Below are 16048 nucleotides of genomic sequence, written 5' to 3' on the forward strand. Positions count from 1 at the left end.
GCGACCCGTTCGATGCGTGCGCCCATTTCGACCTTGCGCCATTTTTACAGGAGCGGACGGAGCGTGGAAAGCGATGTGCTGCCGACCCGGGACAGCTTGCGCAGCTCGTGCTTGACGTCTCCGGACGTTTGCATTCCTTTCTCCCCCCGCTGACATCCTGCCCCTTGGCCGCGCCCGTGGCGCCAGCTTCGACTCGACTCGCGCGGGTTCGAAATGACGTCGAGCAATGCGAGCGAGCAGCCCCCAAGGAGCCAGGGAAGTTTCCGCGTTCCACGCGAACAACCGGGAGAGAACCGATGGCCAATCGACAGAGACCTCACGGAGCCACCTCGGAGCGCCGCGCCCCCTTGCGCTCCTTGCTCGAGCTGCCAGGACCGAAGTTCGGTCGCTCACCACGATCCTCGTTCACCGCCGCGGTGATCGCGCTGCTCACCGTCGCCCTGGCGCACCCCGCCCTCGCCGCGGATCAGCCCGCCGAAGGGCGCTGGGTCGCCGCGTGGCACGGCAGCCCGACGCCCGGCGGGACGTTCAACTCGCAGGATTGTCCCTCGGACGTCGGTCTCTCCGGCCAGACGGTCCGGAACATCGTCCGTCTGAGCGCCGGCGGCACCGCGGTGCGCGTGCGGATCTCCAACGCCGGCGGCACCGAGCCGCTCAAGGTGGGCGCGGCGTCGGTCGCGCTCTCGGCCGGCGGCGCGGCCACGACCGCCGGGACCTCGAAGCCGCTGCGCTTCGCAGGGCAACCCTCGATCGTCATCGCCGCGGGCGGCGAGGCGGTGAGCGACCCGGTGGCCATGAACGTACAGGCCCTCCAGACGCTGGCGGTGAGCATCCACCTCCCGGCCAAGACCGGGCCGACCACGCAACACTACTTCGCGGCGCAGGACAACTTCCTCGCCGCGGGCAACCAGACCGGGGCCGGCGCCGACAAGCAGTTCACGCGGAAGATCTCCTGCTGGATGTTCGCTTCAGGCGTCGACGTCAAGGCCACGCCGAACGTCGCCGGCACCCTGATCGCCCTCGGCGACTCGCTCACGGACGGATACCTCTCGACCAAGAACAACAACCAGCGCTACCCCGACTTCCTCGCGCAGCGCCTGGCCAGCCGGAAGGGCACGACCCTCTCGGTGGTCAACGCCGGTATCATCGGGAACGAGCTGCTCACCGTCCGTCCCCAGCTGCAGTTCGGCTATCCCGTCCCGGCCCGCCTCGCGCGCGATGTGCTGACCCAGCCCGGCGCGCGCGCCGTCATCCTGCTGGCGGGCATCAACGACATCGGCGACCGCTCCGCCAAGGCGACGGATCTGATCCCGGTGGTCCAGCAGATCATCCAGGCAGCGCGCGCTGCCGGGCTGAAGATCTACGGTGGCACCCTGGTGCCGTTCGCCGGCTCGACCGGGACCTACAAGGGTGACTATGGAACCGCCAAGGGCGAGCAGGAGCGGCAGAAGCTGAATACCTGGATCCGCACGAGCGGCGCCTTCGACGGCGTGATCGACTTCGACAAGGCGCTGCGAGACCCGTCCGATCCGAGCCGCCTGCTCCCGGCCTACGACGCCGACAAGCTGCACCCGAACGACGCCGGGTACCAGGCGATGGCGAACGCGGTGAACCTGGACGCGATCCTCGGCGACATCGCCAAGGGCACCACGCCGTAATAGCCTCGACCCCGGCGCCGCCGGCGCGTGGCCTCGCATCGCCCCGCGCGGGACTCGCGACCTCCGGTGCCCCGGCTCAGGCCCTCTTCGCGGCCGTGACCGGATCCACGTAAGGCGCGACGGCGAGCTGCTCCCAGGTGTCGTGGCGCCCGTCGAGGTGCATGACAGGGACCCCGGAGAGATCCGCGCCGTCGAGGCAATTCAGGTTCACGGAACAGTACTCTCCGCCGAGCTCCGGGATGTTCCCGTGCCCGAAGACGCGGACCCCGCACGCCTTGCAGAAGCGGCCGTGGCCGTACTCGGATCGCGTGTAGTCGCCGAGCCCTTCCTCGCCCGAGAGGAGCCGGAAGGCGCTCGGCTTCATCGTGATCCCCCACCACCCAGTCTTCGTGCAGACCGTGCAATTGCACCGGGTCGTCCCGGCGCTCGGATCGAAGTCGGCCTCGAAGCGGACGGCGCCGCAGGGGCAGCTGCCCCGGTAAGTCCCGTGGCCAGCGGTCGTCGTCGGTTGCGCGGAAGAGGGGGTGCTCATGGGGTGGCTCCAGGGTCGGTGGGTGGGGGGCGAGATGCCTTGCAGCGCCTCGCCCGCGTGATGAGAGAAGGCTACACCGGATTGCGGACAGATTCGGTCCGCAAGGAGAGGCGCCTCGGGTACCCGGTGCACGCGGCCACGGGCGTCGGCGGCTGGTATCAGCTCGGCGCCGGGAAGGAGCCGCCGCCCCGAGCGCTCGAGGCGCACGGCGGCAGGATCTGGGTCGAGAGCCGGATGGGCGAGGGCAGCACGTTTTACTTCACGATCCCCGGCGGTTCCGGCTCGTCGGACCAGCGTGTGGCGGAGGTCTGAGCGGGCCTCCCGCGGTCTTCCGCGCGGCGTGACCCCGGCGCCCGTTCACGCAGGACGCGAAATCCCGTTCGCTCCGCGGCGCGCGCGCCCGCTCACTCGGAGAGCGCCGCCGCCATCGTCGCGTCGAGCCCGGCGCCCCGGCCCTCGACGAGGCGCGCCTCGTGCGCGGCGTCCCCCAGCGCCGAGCGCGCGGCCTCGAGGCACGCGGCGAGCGCCGGCCGCTCGATCGGCGGCACCGGCGTGCCGATGGCCTCGCGGAGCGCCGCCGCGCCGCCGAGCAGGCGGGCGCCCCCCGCCGGCTTCCCCGCCCACACCGCGGCGCGCGCGAGCGCCTCGAGGACGCTCGCCGACCGCCAGAGATCGCCGAGCTCCCGGTGCAGCCGGAGGCTCGCCCGCAGGCGCCGCCCCGCCAGCGCGAGATCGCCGCGCTCGATCGCGACGAGCCCGAGGATGTTGCTCGTCCAGGCGATCCCCTCCTTGAACTTCACCTGCTGCGACAGGCCCTCGCTCTCCTCGCAGAGGCGGGCGGCCTCGTCGAGCTCGCCCCGGTAGAACGCGGCGCAGCCGAGGTTGATCAGCGCCGTCGCGGTCCCCTCGCGATCGCCGGCGCGGCCGAGCTCCGCGAGCGCGAGGCGGCACGCGCTCTCCGCCCGCGCGACGTCGCCCGAGAGCCACGCCGCGAAGCCCGTGTAGCCGAGCGCGTGCGCCGCCTCGAGCGTGTCGCCGCGGCGCGTGGCCAGCGCGAGGCTCTCGCCGTGCAGCGAGAGCGCGCGCTCGTAGTCGCCCTGCTCGCGCGCGACGCTGCCGAGGATCTGGATCACCGAGGCGAGCCCGCGCTCGTCGCCGAGCCCGCGGTAGAGCGCCGCGCCCCGCTCGAGCAGCGCGCGCGCCTCGCGGTAGTCGCACTGGAGCAGCGCGAGCTTGCCGGCGCCCCGGAGCGCCGCGGCCACGTGCTCGGGCGCGACGCCGGCGGCCCCCGCGAGCACGCGCGCGAGCCACGCGCGGCCCTCCTGGTAATGGCCGTGGATGTACCAGAACCACGCCAGCGCGGCGGCGAGGCGGACCGCGACGCTGGCGTCGGCCTCGCCGCCCGACAGCGCGAGCTCGAGGGCGAGGCGGAGGTTCGCGTGCTCCAGGTCGAGCGCCGCGAGCCACGCGGCCTGCTCGGGCCCGCGCAGCGCCTCGGCCGCGCGCTCGGCGAGCTCCAGCGAGAGCTCCACGAAGCGCCGGTTGCACGCCGCGGCGGCGCCCTCCTCCTCGAGCCGCTCGAGGCCGTACTCGCGCAGGATCGCGAGCATCTGGAACCGGGGCTCCTCGCCCGCGACCGGGAGCAGCAGGCTCTTGTCGACCAGCGACTCGAGGATCCCGAGCGTGTCGAGCGCCGGGTCGCGAAAGGCGCACATCCGGTCCGCCGTGGCCAGCGAGAAGCCGCCCGGGAACACCGCGAGCGTGCGGAACACGAGCTGCTCCTCCGGCTCGAGCAGGCCGTAGCTCCAGTCGATGGCGGCGCGCATGGTCTGCTGGCGCTCGGGCAGGTCGCGCGCGCCGCCCGTGAGCAGGCGGAACGAGCCCGCGGGCGCGGCGGCGCGCCCGGCGGCGCCGCGGTCGCCGAAGCGCGCGAGCAGCGCCGCGGGGGTGAGCACCCGCAGGCGCGAGGCGGCGAGCTCGATCGCGAGCGGCAGGCCGTCGAGGCGCGCGCAGATCTCCACGACCTCGGCGACGTTGGCCGGACCGAGCTGGAAGCCGGGCTTGATCGCCGAGGCCCGGCCGCAGAAAAGGCTCACCGCCGAGCTCGCCTCCGCGGCCTCGACCGTCACCTCGCGCGGCTCAGGCAGCTCCAGGGGCGGCACGACGTAGCGCCGCTCGCCCGAGAGGTTCAGGGCGGCGCGGCTCGTGACGAGCAGCGACAGGCGCGGGCAGCTCGCGGCGAGGTGCGCGACGACCGGCGCCGCGGCCATCAGGTGCTCGAGGTTGTCGAGCACGAGCAAGAGGCGGCGGTCGCGGAGGAACTGAGCGACGCGCTCCAGATCCGGCCGCGCGCCGCCCTCGCCGAGGCAGAGCGCCTGCGCGATCGCCGAGGGCACGAGCGCCGGCTCGCGCAGCGACGCGAGGGGCACGAAGCAGACGCCGCCGGCGAACACCGGGACGAGATCCTCGGCGACCTGGAGGGCGAGCCGGGTCTTGCCGGTGCCGCCGACGCCGGTGAGCGTGAGCAGGCCGGCCCTCGGGTCGAGCAGGAGCGCGGCGACCTCGGCGCGCTCGCGGGCGCGGCCCACGAACGGCGTGCGCTGGACCGGCAGGTTGTGGCGCGGCCGCTCGGGCTCCGGCGAGGCGTTCAGGCCGAGCGGCGGCGAGGCGCCGGGGTCGGTCGAGCGGGCGCCGGCGTCGGTCGAGCGGGCGCCGGCGTCGGTCGAGCGGGCGCCGGCGTCGGTCGAGCGGGCGCCGGCGTCGGTCGAGCGGGCGCCGGGATCGCGGAGGTCGCTGCCGAGGACCGCATGGTGCGCCTGCGGCGCCCGCTGCGAGGGGGCCTCGACCGTGCCCGCGAGCTCGATGGTGTCGGTGCTGAGCATGTCCGCCTGCAGGCGGCCTCGGCCCGACCCCGGCCCGTCGGCGGCGGGCAGCTCGGCGGGCGCGCAGTACCCCTCGAGCGCGGCGCGCAGCGCGAGGCCCTGCTGGCGCACCGAGGGGAAGCGCCCGGCCGGATCGCGGTCGCACGACCGCAGGAACCACGCGTCGAACGCGGGCGGGAGCCACCGCCAGCGCGTCGACGGCGGGTAGAGCCGCATGACCAGGAGCGCCGCCATCAGCTCGGCCATGCTGTTCGCGGTCCAGTAGATGTCGCCGGTCAGGAGCCGCACGGCGATGAGCCCGATCGCCCACACGTCCGCCGCCGGGCCGATCTGGTCGGAGCGCCCGCGCGCCTGCTCGGGGGCCATGTAGATGGGCGTGCCCACGGCCGTGCCGGTGGCCGTGAGCCCGCCCGAGATGCCGAGCGCGCCGGGGTCGAGCTCCTTCACCAGCCCGAGGTCGAGGATCTTCACGCGCTCCCGGCCGTCGTCGCCGGTCGCGAGGAAGAGGTTCGCGGGCTTGAGATCGCGATGGAACAGGCTCTGCGCGTGCGCCACCTCGAGCGCCTCGGCGACCTCGCCGAGCCAGCGCTGCACCTCGCCGGGCGAGCGCTTGCCGTGCGTGGTGACGAGGTGCTCGAGGTCGTGGCCCCGGAGCAGCTCCATCACCAGGAAAGGGGAGTCGTCGAGCTCGCGCGCGACGCCGGCGTCGAGCATGCGCACGAATCCGGGCGCGTCGAGGCGCCTCATCGCCCGGATCTCGCGCTCGAATCGGGCGGCCGTCGCGCCGCCCCGGTGCGCCCGGAGCAGCACCTTCACCGCGACAGGGCCGCCGCCGTCGAGGTCGTCGGCCATGTAGACCACGCCCGCCCCGCCCCGGCCGATCTCGCTCACGAGACGGTAGCGGCCACCGAGGACGATCGGGCGATCTTGGGGAAGCATGGGGCGATCGCGTTCGGGACGACCTCGGGAGGAGCCGCGGCCTCAGCAGCTTACCACAGGGCGCCCACGCGCCGCCCTCGGCCGCTCGCGTTCTATGGTGATGTGTCCGCGTGATGTGTTCGCTGGAGGAGAGGTCATGTCCGTGACACTGAAGAACAAGGTCGCGCTCGTCGTGGGCGGCAGCTCGGGGATCGGGCGCGCGGCGGCGCTCGCGCTCGCGGCGGCGGGCGCGAAGGTGGTCGTCGCCGCGCGGCGCGAGGCGGAGTGCCGCGCGGTCGCCGGCGAGGCGATCGCCCTCGGCGGCGAGGCCACGTCCGCGCGCGTCGACGTCACGAGCGCCGACGAGGTGGAGGCCCTCGTCGCGGCGACCGTGGCGCGCTGGGGCCGGCTCGACTGCGCGGTCAACTCGGCGGGCATCAGCGAGGACTTCGTGCCGATCACCGACGCCGACGACGCCGTGTTCGACCGGATGATGGGCGTGAACTGCAAAGGCACGTTCCTCTGCATGAAGCACGAGATCCGGCAGATGCTGCGGCAGGGCGGCGGCGGGAGCGTGGTCAACATGTCCTCGGTGCTGGGCCATACAGGCGCGCCGACCGGCTCGATCTACGTGGCCACGAAGCACGCGATCGAGGGGCTCACGAAGTCGGCCGCGCTCTGCTACGCGACGCAGGGGATCCGCGTGAACGCCGTCGCGCCCACGGTCGTCACGGGCACGCCGATGGTCGACAACGTGATGGCGAACCATCCAGGGCTGATGGACCCTTACATCGCAGCCATCCCGGTGGGCCGCCCCGCCCGGGTCGACGAGGTCGCGCGGGTGATCGCCTGGCTCTGCTCGGACGACGCGTCGTTCGTGAACGGGCACTCCCTGCCGATCGACGGCGGGCAGCTGGCGCGGTAGTCCGGGGCGGCGCGCCGCCGGTCAGCCCTCGCCGTCGCGCGCGTCGCCGGTGCGCCCCGCCAGGCTGCGGATGGTGGCCGCCAGCTCCCGCGGCTCGATCGGCTTGGCGAGGTGGACCTGATAGCCCGCGAGCATCGCCTTGGTCCGATCCTCGGAGCGAGCGAAGGCCGTGAGCGCGATCGCCGGGACCTTGCCGCCCTCCGACGGCGGCAGGCTGCGGACCTCGCGCATGAACTGATAGCCATCCTTCCCGGGCATCCCGATGTCGCTGACCACCACGTCGGGGTGCGCGGTCCTCACGAGATCGAACCCCTCGGTCGCCGACGACGCCGTGACGACGTCGGCCTTGCTCCGGGCGAGCACCCATTTCAGCAGCTCGCGCGCGTCGGGCTCGTCCTCGACCACGAGGACCTTGATCCCCGCGAGGGCGATCTCGCCTTGCCGCGACGGGACGGCCTTCGCCGTCGTCGGGTGCTCGCGCTCGGGCGCCTCGCGGACGACGTGCAGCGGCAGGCACACGACGAACGTGGAGCCCTGCCCCGCCCCCGGGCTCTCGGCGTGGACGGTCCCGCCGTGGAGCTCCACCAGCTGCTTCACGATCGACAGCCCGAGGCCGAGGCCGCCGAACCTCCGCGTCGTCGACGAGTCGGCCTGCCGGAAGCGCTCGAAGATCTGCGACAGGAGCTCGGGGGCGACGCCCACCCCCGAGTCGTGCACCGTGATCTCGATGTGGGAGCTCACCCGCTCGAGCAGCACGTCGATGTTGCCGCCCCTCGGCGTGAACTTCACGGCGTTCGAGAGGAGGTTCCAGACCACCTGCTGCAGCCGGTTCGGATCCCCGGACACGGGCCCGGCCAGCGGGTCGATGATCTTGCGGAGGCGGATGCCCTTCGCCTCCACGGACGGGCGCACCGAGTCCACCGCGGCGTCCACGACCGCCGCGAGGTCGGTGCGCTGCACGTCGAGCCGGACCTTGCCCGAGATGATCCGGTTCATGTCGAGCAGATCCTCGATGAGCTGCGCCTGCGCGCGGGCGTTGCGGGCGATCGTCTCGAGGCCTTGCCGCAGCTCCGCCGCGTCGCCGCTCTGCTCGAGCAGGAGCTCGGACCAGCCGAGGATGGCGTTGAGCGGGGTCCTCAGCTCGTGGGACAGGGTCGCGAGGAACTCGTCCTTCATGACGCCGACGCGCTCCAGCTCGGCGCGCGAAGCCCGCTCGGTATCGAGCAGCCGCGCCCGCTCGTCGGCGGCGCGCTCGAGGATCCGCGTCTTGTCCTGCAGCGCCTCCTCGGCGCGCCGTCGCTTGGTGATGTCGCGCAGGATCCAGACGCGGCCGACGTCGCGCTCGTCGACCGTCTGGATCTTCGAGAACCGCTCGAACACCCGCCCGTCCGCGAGCTCCAGGAGGTCGTAGCTCTCCCGGAGCCCCGTCCGCTGGATCTCGTCCACGCGCGCGAGGAAGCGCCCCGGGTCCGTGAAATGCCGCGAGATCAGCTCGAGGACGGGCTGGAGCTGCCGCGACTCGAGCGCCTCCCGGGGCAGCCGCCAGAGCAGCACGAGCTTCTCGTTGAAGTCCACCACGTTGCCGGCCCAGTCGACGACGAGGATCCCGTCGGTGGTGGACTCGAGCGTGGCGCGCATCAACGCGAGCGACCGGGCGAGCTCCGCGGTCCTCGCCTCGAGCGCCTCCTTGGTGCGAAGGAGCTCCTGCTCGGAGCGCTGGGGGGCGGCGAGGATGCTCTGCGCGTTCTGCAGGGCGACAGAGCGCAGGAGCTGTTCTTCTTCCTGTTCCTGATCAGCCATCATCTACTCCGAGGATCGTCGCCGCGAGGCCGGTGCCGATCACGCGCGATCGGATCTTCGCGAAGGCCTTGATGGCCTCGTCGTAGAGCGCCTCCAGGGCCGGATCCATGGGGTCTCGCGTGGAGGCCGCGTCGATCAGGGCCTCGGGCCTGGGGATGCTGCCGATGGGTTCGGTCGGGATGCTCATCGAGGCGTGGCTCCGTTTCGCGTGACCGTCCGGCGAACCTCGAGCGAGAAAGCGCGCGTGTGGCGCTCGTCAGGCCGTCGTTTGAGCTCCAGCTAGTAGCACGGTCGTCGTGGCGTCGTTACCCCGGCGGGCGGCGCGCTCCCGCCGCCGGCGCGCGAGGCGCTCCCGCGCGCCGCCCGATACGGGTATGCTCGAGGGAGCGTGAAGCGCGGAGGGACAGCGCCGAGCGCCGGCTCCGGGATCGCGCTCCAGCGTGGCGCGCGGCCCTGGAGGCGGCGATCGCGGCCTCCAGGGCCGCCCTCGCTGCTCGCCAGAAGAGAGCCCCATGACCCGCACTGTTGACGAGAGCGATGTGTTCCTCATCCCGATGCCGGGCAAGCGCGTGGCGCGCGTCCCCATCGCCGTCCTCGAGCGCTACCTCGACGAGGCGACGCGCGTCGCGCACGACCCGGACGAGCCGGAGGGCGACGTGACCGCGCACTCGGTGTCCGTCGACCCGGCGACGGGCGCGAGCGTCTGGCACACCGAGTGGGAGCTCGGCCCGTGCGACTACACGGACGAGAGCGGGTTTCCCCAGCGCGCCTACGCGTGGCACCGCCACCCGCTCGGGACCGAGTACACCGAGATCTACCAGAAGTGAGCGCCCCTCGACCGGCCGTGCGCCCGGCCTCGCGCGCGCTCCACGCGCCTCGCGCGCTTCACTCGCCTCGCCTCCGCCGCCGACCCGGAGCGGAGGCCGCCGCGGCGGCGCTCCTCGCCGGCGCGCTCCCGCTCGCCGCCGCCTGCATCGAGCGCGGGTACCCGCTCGCCGCGAGCGGGCAGGTCGACCTGCGCGCCGACGTCGCCGGGCCGCTGTTCGCGGCCGACACGCTCGACGAGGCGGGCAGGCCGGTGCTGCCCCGCCAGAGCCCCTGGCGCACCGAGGTCTCGCTCAAGCTCACCGAGGCGAACGAGCCGGCCTACGGCGCCTACGTCGAGGTCCGCGTGGTCCCGAGCGAGGCGCTCGCGCTGCGCCCGGCCGGAGGCGAGCAGGGCGACGGGGCCTCGTGCGCGGTGAAGGACGGCGCGTTCCGCTGCACGGCGGGCACGCAGGGCTACGCCCGCCTCACCGCCGCCTCCGAGGGCGACTGGTCGGGCGAGGCGCGGCTCGTCGTCGCCTGGGCCGACCGCACCGAGGAGCTCCCGATCACGGTGCTCCCCGCGGGCCTGCCGGAGGACGCCACCAACTTCGCGCTCATCGCGGGGGGCCTCGGCGACAGCGATCGGGTGCTCGCGACGTACCTGCCGCTCACGTGCACGATCGGCCCCCTCCCCGACGACCTCGGCGCCACCTGGCGGCCGGGCGCGATCCGGGCGCGCGAGGCGCGCGTCCGCGCGTCGCCCCCCCAGAACGCGCCGGGCGTGGTGGAGCACGCCCCCGTGATCATCGAGTCGCTGCACAGCGAGGCCGCCCTGTCGCTCACCCCCGACTGCCGCGACCGCGCCACGCGCCTGCGCGTGCTGCTCGGCGCGACCGGAGAGAGCCCGCCCTTCACGCTGTGCTTCAGCGATCTCGGCGGCGAGGTGAGGCTCGCGGTGAGCTCGGGGCAGAAGGCGATCGAGCCGGGCCCGTCGCTCACGGTCGACCCCGAGCCGCGCCTGCTCCGCGTGCGCGCCCTCCGGAGCGTCGTGACCGCGGGGACGCCGGGCGATCTCTTCGAGGTGAGCGCCTACAACGCCGAGCGCGTGCGCATCGCCGTCCCGGTCGACCTCGCCGTCGGCGACGATCGGGTGATCGCGCTCGGCGAGGCGTCCGTGACCCTGCGCGGCGAGGACAGCGAGGCGACGATCATCCAGGGCGTCGCGGTCGCGCCGGGGACGACGGAGCTCCGGGTGACGCCGCTCCTGCTCGCCAGCCCGGAGTGCACCTCCGAGCCGATCACCGTCGTGGCGCCGGAGCCGGAGGAGCCGGAGGAGGAACCGGAGCCGGAGGAGGAACCGGAGCCGGAGGAGGAGCCGGAGCCGGAGCCGGGACCAGAGACAGCGCCGGCGCCAGCAGCGCGCGAGGAGGGCTCGCCGTGAGCGCGCGCAGGTCCGCGATGTTCCTGTCGGCCGTCGCGCTGGCGGCCGCGCTCGCGGCGCCCGCGGCGGCGCCGGCGCAGGACGAGCCCGATACGGACGCCGGTGCGGACGAGGAGGCCGCGCCCGCGGCGGCGCCGGCCGGGGCGCGGAGCGCGACCAGCGCGCCGCCGATGGCCGTCCCCGCCGACTTCGGCGGCAGCCTGCAGGTCGTGCGCGCCCCGGCGGGCACGGCGAGCGCCGCGGCGGCGTCGGGCGGCGGCCCGGAGATCTTCCCGGACGCGCGGCGCGTCTGGATGAGCGTCCGCGACACCGATCCGGTCCCGATCGAGGCCGCGCGCCGGGGCGGCCGCTGGCTGTGCAGCGGCGGCGGCTGCGCCGCGCAGACCGGCGATCCCGGGCAGAGCCCGATCGGCGACCAGATCCTCCGCTCGATCAAGCTCCAGACGCCGACGCTGCCCCTCCCGCTCACGGTCTGGGGGCGGCTCAGCGAGGACGGCCAGCGCCTGCTCGACTTCGATCCGGTGCTCCTCGGCCGCCGCTCGTACCGCCACGTCTGCGCGTACCGGCCGGTCGCGCCGATCGCCGACGCCGCGAGGTCCCCCGCCGGCGCGCCGGCGCGCGGCAGCGTGGACCACGTGGACGTGTGCCGCGACGGCCGGCCCGAGCCGCCGCCGCCCGACGCGGGCGAGCTCACGCTGGGCATGCAGTGGCCGAAGCAGTCCGAGATGGCCGACTTCCACTACCTCGCCATCGTCGACAGCTGCGGCAACGCCCGGGTGCAGCCGTTCCAGCGCACCTTCACCGTGCCCGTCCTCGAGGTCGCCTCGGGCGGCTGCGGGCGCCCCGACGGCAAGGTGCTGCGCGTCTTCCCGGGCGGCGGCTGGCTCCGCGTCACCGCGTTCAACCTCCACGAGCCCGCGGCCGGCAACGTGGTCAACGCGACGTACCGGGTCACGATCCCGCCGCTCGAGAACCTCGTCGAGTCGAACCCCGCGCGGCTCCTCTTCCCCGATCCGCTCGCGGACGACCTGAAGGTCGACTGCGGCCCCACGCCGATCGCGCCCCGCGCGGACCCCGGGAGCGCCCCGCCGCCGGGGAGCCCGCGCCCGCCCGGGCCCGCGGGGCCCGCCGCGGCCCCGCCAGGGGGGCGCGCCGCGTCCGGGCAGCCCCGGGGCGGCGCCGGCACGCCGCCCCCCGCAGGCGCCCGCCAGGGGCCTCCCGCGGCGGCGCAGGGCGGCCCCGCGGGGCCGGCGCAGGCCGCCCTGCCGCCCCCGCGCCGGGCGCCCGACGCCGATCCGTCGCGCCCTGGGCCGCAGCCGCTCGCGCACGGGGCGGTCGTCATCTCGCCGGCGCCGCTCCGGCTGGGCAACTGCCGGATCCGGCTCACGGGCCAGACGAAGCACCGCCTCGTCGCGCCGCTCGCGCTCCACGTCTCGCTGACGCGCACCGACCAGCTGCGGGGCGGCGCGCCGATCGAGCTCCTGCAGGACGGCACCTGGATCGTCACGCCGAGCAGCGCGGAGTTCCCTCTCCCGCCGCTCGCCGAGGACTTCGACGGCGACGCGCGGCTCCGGCTGGCCGTCCACAGCGACCCGATGAGCCCGCAGGGCAAGGTGGTGCTCCTGTCCGACGCGGGGCGCGTGGCGAGCTCGCTGCGCTCGACCGATCCCGGCGATCCGGAGCGCGCCCGGCGGCTCGTGGGCTCGGTGGCGATCCACTCGGTCCCGCTGTGCGGAGAGGACAACTTCGAGACGCTCGAGGCCGCGGGGAGCTGCTTCCGCGCCTACCTGACCGTCCCGGCGATGCTCGCGACGCTGCAGATCACCCGCGCGCCGTGGGTGGAGAAGCCGCTCGTCACGCGGAGCGTGCTCAGCGCCGTCGGCGTGGCGCTCGCCATCGACCGCTACGATCCGGTGGAGCGCCGGGCCTTCCCTGTCGCGGCGCAGCTCGGCGGCTTCGTGCAGACGCTCGGCGAGGGCAGGGTCGGCCTGCTCGGCTACGTCGGCATTGCGCCGACGGTCCCGATCCTCGGCTCGGGCGGCAACACGACGTCGTTCGGCTTCCTGGCGGGGATCGGGCTGGAGTACATCACCAACGAGGCGGGGCCGGACGAGGGGCTGAAGCCGGCCGCGTTCCTCTCCGCGGTCGTGCAGGTCGGCCAGGCCGCCCCTCAGGTCTCGGCGAGCCGCAGCGCGAGCTTCGGCACGTACGCGGGCGACTGAGCGCCCGCGGGCCTGCGGTGCGCCGCGCGAGGATCGCTCACGGTCCGGACACGTTCTCGTCGAGCTCGTCGAGCAAGCCCTGCTTGATCGACGAGTCGCCCCGGGCCTGCGCGAGCAGGGCGCTCGCCTCGTCGTGGCGCCCCGCGAGCCGGAGGGCCCGGATCCAGAGCACCGTCCGCTCCGACCCGAAGGCGCTCTTCGGCATCTCGCGCTCGTACCGCTGGAGCTCTCTGATCGCCTGGCTCCCATCGCGCCGATCCAGCGCCGCGCTGCACGCCTCGAACAGCGCCATGTCCCGGTCGCCGCCCGGCGTCGTGAGCCCGCCCGCGGGCGGCGCCGGCGGCGCGGGCTCCGCGGCCTCCGGCGCGCGCTCGACCCTCTCCGGCTCGGGGAGGCGCTGGCGCCGCGGCTCCGGGGCGCTCCTCGGCGGCGGCTCGACCGGCTCCGCGACGGCCGGCAGAGGGAGCAGCGCCGGCGGCTCGGGCTCGACGGGCGGCGGCACCGCGGCGGTGATGGCGGGGCCGACGTGCATCACCGCCGGCGCAGGCGGCGGATCGGGCGGCGGCTCGGGCGATCGGAGCGCGAGCCAGATCGCCCCTGCGACCACCGCCGCCGCCACGGGCGCGGCGACGAGGGGCCCCACGCCCGCGCTCGGCAGCAGCTGGTGCAGGAGCTTCCAGAGCCCCTTCAGCCACGTCGTGACGTCGCTCAGCGCCTTGTTGAGGCCAGCGGCCGCCTTCCCGGCGCCGCCCTCCTCGATCGCCCGCGCCGACTCCTGCACGCCGCGGAGGATCGAGAGCCGGACGTCCTCGGGCACGCGGGGCGCGACGCGGGCGGTGGCGAAGAGCGCCGCCAGATCCACGGGCACCACGAAGCGCGGGCCCTCCTTCTTGCGGTCCTCCCGCCGGCGCTTCGCGACGATATCGTGGAACAGGGCGAGCGCGCGCGCGCGCCACTTGTACGCCGTGGACAGCGGGATTCCGCGCTGCTGCGCGAGGTCCGCCATCGGGACGCCGTCGAGGTCGTGCGCGACGAGGATCGAGTGCGCGTCGACGTCGAGGTGGTGCAGGAGCTCGAGCACCATGAGCCGCTCCTGGTCCGAGATCATCAGCTCGTCCGGGGTCTTGGACTGATCGACCAGGACCGGGAACTCCTCTTCGGACACCAGCTCTTCATAGCGATGCTGGGCGCGCTCCCGGTAGTGCGCGGCGGTGTGGACGGCGATCCTGTTCAGCCACCGCTCAGGCCGGGAGATCTCAGGCTTGTAGTTGTCGAAGCTCAGGTACGCGGAGAGCAAGACGTCCTGCGCGAGATCTCCACGGTCGCGCAGCGGGACTCCCAGGCGCGTCAGCCAGCGCCATACGAGCGCGAACGTCTTCTCACGAAAGAGCAGCTCGAAAGCCCGCTCTTTCTCGGGTGGACCACCTTGGCCCGGGCGACGAGGTCGTGTCATACATAAGCCCAATTCCGGCCGTAGACGGGCGTTTACCGCCCGTGGCAGGTGCGCCGGCGCGCGCGCCGGCGCCGGACGGTCGCTTGCCCGCGCCAGCACGCGGGGAACACGGCGAAATCCGCACGAAAGAGGGCGCCGGTGGGCTCCCGGATCCATCCAACCATTCAATGACCAGCGCCTGGACAATTCTCGCGGCGAATTGGTAATTTCAGCCGCCTTGCCGGCCCCAGGAGAACTCCCTGGACATAATTTGGACGTCCAGGCGCCGGCCAGAAGGTGGCCAGGCGAAGGCGTCCGAGACCCGCGCCGGGGCCGAGCCCGGAGCGGCGGCGGCGGGCGGTCGCGACAACGAGATCTCCCGCCCGTCGCCGGGGCGGCCCGGACCCAGCGACGCGCGCGGCGGCGCTGCTCGAACGGCGGCAACGGCGGCGCCGGCGACGGCCGCGCCCTGGCCGCCGTCGTTCACGCACAGGCGCCTCGACGCCTCATTCCGGGTGCGCTCGCGGGCCACTTGAGGCACGCTGCGCCGCCAGGCGGATCTATCGCATGAACCTCTCTGATCTCTCGCTCGCTTCGCTCACGGCGAGCTCACGCCGCAACGTCCTTCGCGACCTCTGGGACAAGCTACGTCACGTGCCGGGGGGCAAGCGCCTGTTCAGCAAGACCCTCGGCGTCATGGCCCCCTACACGAGCTCGATCCGGGCCGATATCGAGGTCCTCGAGCGCGGCCGCGCGGAGGTGACGATGCGCGACCGGCCCGGGCTGCGCAACCACCTCCGCTCCGTGCACGCGGTGGCGCTCGTCAACCTCGCCGAGCTCACCGGCAACACGGCGCTGGCGTACTCGCTGCCCGACGACGCCCGGTTCATCGTCGCGGGCCTCTCCATCGAGTACCTGAAGAAGGCCCGCGGCACGATCCGCGCCGTCTGCGAGTGCCCTGTCCCGGACACCAGCGAACGCAGGGAATACCAGATCCCCGTGAGCCTGCGAGACGCGACTGGCACCGAGGTCGCCCGCGCCACCCTCCGCAGCCTCGTCGGCCCGAAGAAGCAGCCCTGAGCTCCGCCGGCGGCGGTCGCGCCGCCCGCGCAGCCCGCAAGGATCGCTCATGAACGTGAGAGGGCGGAAAGCCCTCTGCGGGACGGCGGGAGGCCTCGAGCGCTCCTTCCCGCCTCCTGCCGCTCAGCCCCCTGTTCAGAGCCGATCCCCATCGCGCTCCGGAGGAGCCCTGTGCGCCGAGGCACCCTGAGGTCCAGCGCGCTCCTGTGCCCCGAAGCACAGTTGACATCCGGGTGTCATTCTCACCTTTCCCGTGGAGTCTCACCCCGCACCACACCAGATCCGGACCTGGATGGATCCCCGGGAAACGCACACTCGACAAAGGCGTTCCGGGGTGTTTCGATCCTGATC

12 protein-coding genes are annotated in these 16048 nt (G+C 74.0%); 7 read left to right on the top strand and 5 right to left on the bottom strand.

Annotation, left to right across the window (positions count from 1 at the left end):
- Nucleotides 1-347 precede the first annotated feature (347 nt).
- Nucleotides 348-1658, top strand: coding sequence for an SGNH/GDSL hydrolase family protein (locus tag WME85_RS32865; RefSeq protein ID WP_437827055.1), 1311 nt, complete (start codon nucleotides 348-350; stop codon nucleotides 1656-1658).
- 76 nt (nucleotides 1659-1734) lie between these two features.
- On the opposite strand, the gene WME85_RS32870 is transcribed toward WME85_RS32865, so the two are convergent.
- A complete protein-coding gene (locus WME85_RS32870) occupies nucleotides 1735-2190 on the bottom strand; it encodes a GFA family protein (RefSeq protein WP_437827056.1) in 456 nt (151 codons plus the stop codon).
- A gap of 81 nt (nucleotides 2191-2271) precedes the next feature.
- On the opposite strand from WME85_RS32870, the gene WME85_RS32875 reads away from it, so the two are divergent.
- Nucleotides 2272-2502 (top strand): hypothetical protein, encoded by a 231-nt coding sequence (locus WME85_RS32875; protein WP_437827057.1) that lies wholly within the window; start codon nucleotides 2272-2274, stop codon nucleotides 2500-2502.
- A gap of 92 nt (nucleotides 2503-2594) precedes the next feature.
- On the opposite strand, the gene WME85_RS32880 is transcribed toward WME85_RS32875, so the two are convergent.
- Nucleotides 2595-6011, bottom strand: coding sequence for a protein kinase domain-containing protein (locus WME85_RS32880; protein WP_437827058.1), 3417 nt, complete (start codon nucleotides 6009-6011; stop codon nucleotides 2595-2597).
- Between the two features lie 136 nt (nucleotides 6012-6147).
- On the opposite strand from WME85_RS32880, the gene WME85_RS32885 reads away from it, so the two are divergent.
- Entirely contained in the window at nucleotides 6148-6915 is a 768-nt protein-coding gene (locus tag WME85_RS32885) for a glucose 1-dehydrogenase (protein WP_437827059.1), read from the top strand.
- 21 nt (nucleotides 6916-6936) lie between these two features.
- Here WME85_RS32885 and WME85_RS32890 read toward each other — a convergent pair whose 3' ends face one another.
- Together WME85_RS32890 and WME85_RS32895 are read right to left on the bottom strand one after the other, a co-directional pair.
- Nucleotides 6937-8718 carry an ATP-binding response regulator gene (locus tag WME85_RS32890; protein WP_437827060.1) on the bottom strand — a complete coding sequence of 594 codons (1782 nt, stop codon included), beginning with the start codon at nucleotides 8716-8718 and terminating at the stop codon, nucleotides 6937-6939.
- Entirely contained in the window at nucleotides 8708-8902 is a 195-nt protein-coding gene (locus WME85_RS32895; RefSeq protein ID WP_437827061.1) for a hypothetical protein, read from the bottom strand. The genes WME85_RS32890 and WME85_RS32895 overlap by 11 nt, the downstream gene beginning before the upstream one ends.
- Before the next feature lie 325 nt (nucleotides 8903-9227).
- Between WME85_RS32895 and WME85_RS32900 the strand changes: the two genes are divergently transcribed.
- Genes WME85_RS32900 through WME85_RS32910 form a run of 3 tightly spaced genes read left to right on the top strand, consistent with a single transcriptional unit; the run spans nucleotide 9228 to nucleotide 13185 of the window.
- The gene (locus WME85_RS32900) at nucleotides 9228-9542 is read left to right on the top strand and encodes a hypothetical protein (RefSeq protein ID WP_437661250.1); all 315 of its coding nucleotides are present in this window, start codon (nucleotides 9228-9230) and stop codon (nucleotides 9540-9542) included.
- Nucleotides 9539-10963, top strand: a complete 1425-nt coding sequence (locus tag WME85_RS32905) for a hypothetical protein (RefSeq protein WP_437827062.1) — start codon at nucleotides 9539-9541, stop codon at nucleotides 10961-10963. The genes WME85_RS32900 and WME85_RS32905 overlap by 4 nt, the downstream gene beginning before the upstream one ends.
- Nucleotides 10960-13185, top strand: a complete 2226-nt coding sequence (locus WME85_RS32910) for a hypothetical protein (protein ID WP_437827063.1) — start codon at nucleotides 10960-10962, stop codon at nucleotides 13183-13185. The genes WME85_RS32905 and WME85_RS32910 overlap by 4 nt, the downstream gene beginning before the upstream one ends.
- 37 nt (nucleotides 13186-13222) lie before the next feature.
- Here WME85_RS32910 and WME85_RS32915 read toward each other — a convergent pair whose 3' ends face one another.
- Entirely contained in the window at nucleotides 13223-14638 is a 1416-nt protein-coding gene (locus WME85_RS32915) for an RNA polymerase sigma factor (protein ID WP_437827064.1), read from the bottom strand.
- A gap of 546 nt (nucleotides 14639-15184) precedes the next feature.
- Between WME85_RS32915 and WME85_RS32920 the strand changes: the two genes are divergently transcribed.
- On the top strand, nucleotides 15185-15697 hold the full coding sequence (locus tag WME85_RS32920) for a hotdog fold domain-containing protein (RefSeq protein ID WP_437827065.1): 513 nt from the start codon (nucleotides 15185-15187) through the stop codon (nucleotides 15695-15697).
- Nucleotides 15698-16048: the final 351 nt, after the last annotated feature.

Origin of the sequence: Sorangium sp. So ce1153 (genome assembly GCF_051521595.1) — a bacterium.
GTDB lineage: Bacteria > Myxococcota_A > Polyangia > Polyangiales > Polyangiaceae > Sorangium.

Excerpts from the sequence above, each read along its gene's own strand:
- WME85_RS32890 (WP_437827060.1), bottom strand. The coding sequence starts at position 8,718 with ATGATGGCTGATCAGGAACAGGAAGAAGAACAGCTCCTGCGCTCTGTC.
- WME85_RS32900 (WP_437661250.1), top strand. The coding sequence starts at position 9,228 with ATGACCCGCACTGTTGACGAGAGCGATGTGTTCCTCATCCCGATGCCG.
- WME85_RS32915 (WP_437827064.1), bottom strand. The coding sequence starts at position 14,638 with ATGACACGACCTCGTCGCCCGGGCCAAGGTGGTCCACCCGAGAAAGAG.
- WME85_RS32880 (WP_437827058.1), bottom strand. The coding sequence starts at position 6,011 with ATGCTTCCCCAAGATCGCCCGATCGTCCTCGGTGGCCGCTACCGTCTC.
- WME85_RS32920 (WP_437827065.1), top strand. The coding sequence starts at position 15,185 with ATGAACCTCTCTGATCTCTCGCTCGCTTCGCTCACGGCGAGCTCACGC.
- WME85_RS32870 (WP_437827056.1), bottom strand. The coding sequence starts at position 2,190 with ATGAGCACCCCCTCTTCCGCGCAACCGACGACGACCGCTGGCCACGGG.
- WME85_RS32895 (WP_437827061.1), bottom strand. The coding sequence starts at position 8,902 with ATGAGCATCCCGACCGAACCCATCGGCAGCATCCCCAGGCCCGAGGCC.
- WME85_RS32885 (WP_437827059.1), top strand. The coding sequence starts at position 6,148 with ATGTCCGTGACACTGAAGAACAAGGTCGCGCTCGTCGTGGGCGGCAGC.